The sequence below is a fragment of the Acinetobacter sp. TG2027 genome (genome assembly GCF_000302435.1).
Lineage (GTDB): Bacteria > Pseudomonadota > Gammaproteobacteria > Pseudomonadales > Moraxellaceae > Acinetobacter > Acinetobacter pittii.
The window spans coordinates 1-1964 of the sequence record NZ_AMJN01000050.1; the positions used below are offsets into that span (position 1 = coordinate 1).

Below are 1964 nucleotides of genomic sequence, written 5' to 3' on the forward strand. Positions count from 1 at the left end.
AAAACCCGTTCGCCGAAAGACCAAGGGTTCCAGTCCAACGTTAATCGGGGCTGGGTGAGTCGACCCCTAAGGCGAGGCCGAAAGGCGTAGTCGATGGGAAATTGGTTAATATTCCAATACTTCTGTGTAATGCGATGAGAGGACGGAGAAGGTTAAGTCAGCCTGGCGTTGGTTGTCCAGGTGGAAGGATGTAGGTATGTATCTTAGGCAAATCCGGGGTACTCTATACTGAGATCCGATAGCAAGCTGTACTTGTACAGTGAAGTGGCTGATACCATGCTTCCAGGAAAAGTCTCTAAGCTTCAGTTACACAGGAATCGTACCCGAAACCGACACAGGTGGTCAGGTCGAGTAGACCAAGGCGCTTGAGAGAACTCTGCTGAAGGAACTAGGCAAAATGGTACCGTAACTTCGGGAGAAGGTACGCTGTTGTTGGTGATGGAACTTGCTTCCTGAGCTGACGACAGCCGCAGAAACCAGGCCGCTGCAACTGTTTATTAAAAACATAGCACTCTGCAAACACGAAAGTGGACGTATAGGGTGTGATGCCTGCCCGGTGCTGGAAGGTTAATTGATGGGGTTAGCGTAAGCGAAGCTCTTGATCGAAGCCCCAGTAAACGGCGGCCGTAACTATAACGGTCCTAAGGTAGCGAAATTCCTTGTCGGGTAAGTTCCGACCTGCACGAATGGCATAATGATGGCGGCGCTGTCTCCAGCAGAGGCTCAGTGAAATCGAAATCGCTGTGAAGATGCAGTGTACCCGCGGCTAGACGGAAAGACCCCGTGAACCTTTACTGCAGCTTGACACTGAACTTTGACCTTACTTGTGTAGGATAGGTGGGAGGCTTTGAAGTTGGAACGCTAGTTCCAATGGAGCCGTCCTTGAAATACCACCCTGGTAATGTTGAGGTTCTAACTCTGTCCCGTTATCCGGGACGAGGACCGTGTCTGGTGGGTAGTTTGACTGGGGCGGTCTCCTCCTAAAGAGTAACGGAGGAGTACGAAGGTGCGCTCAGCGTGGTCGGAAATCACGCGTAGAGTATAAAGGCAAAAGCGCGCTTAACTGCGAGACCCACAAGTCGAGCAGGTACGAAAGTAGGTCTTAGTGATCCGGTGGTTCTGTATGGAAGGGCCATCGCTCAACGGATAAAAGGTACTCTGGGGATAACAGGCTGATACCGCCCAAGAGTTCATATCGACGGCGGTGTTTGGCACCTCGATGTCGGCTCATCTCATCCTGGGGCTGAAGCAGGTCCCAAGGGTATGGCTGTTCGCCATTTAAAGAGGTACGCGAGCTGGGTTTAGAACGTCGTGAGACAGTTCGGTCCCTATCTACCGTGGGCGCTGGAAATTTGAGAGGATCTGCTCCTAGTACGAGAGGACCAGAGTGGACGAACCTCTGGTGTACCGGTTGTGACGCCAGTCGCATCGCCGGGTAGCTATGTTCGGAAGGGATAACCGCTGAAAGCATCTAAGCGGGAAGCCTACCTCAAGATAAGATTTCCCTAGGAATTTATTCCTCTAAAGAGCCGTTCGAGACTAGGACGTTGATAGGTTGGATGTGGAAGCATAGTGATATGTGAAGCTGACCAATACTAATTGCTCGTGAGGCTTGACTATACAACACCCAAGCAGTTGTATATGAAGCATCAATCGATTCATAAACATGCAAAGCAACTTGATTTAGTTATACTACTAGCTAAAATGAACAACGAAAAACCAGATTCAATCAGCCCATCTGTAAAGATTTGGAAAACGCAACGTATCACACAGTGAATAAAACGAAGCAAGTATCCATAAACAGTTGTGCTGGCGACCATAGCAAGAGTGAACCACCTGATCCCTTCCCGAACTCAGAAGTGAAACCTCTTAGCGCTGATGGTAGTGTGGGGTTACCCATGTGAGAGTAAGTCATCGCCAGCTCATTATTCTAAACACCCCCGTTCTAATGAATGGGGGTGTTT

At 49.6% G+C, this 1964-nt stretch carries 2 rRNA genes; both read left to right on the top strand.

What is annotated here, in order from left to right:
- Window positions 1-1620, top strand: a 23S ribosomal RNA gene (locus B806_RS0114035); the annotation flags it as partial.
- Between the two features lie 188 nt (window positions 1621-1808).
- Window positions 1809-1923, top strand: a 5S ribosomal RNA gene (rrf, locus tag B806_RS0114045).
- The last annotated feature ends 41 nt before the right edge of the window (window positions 1924-1964 follow it).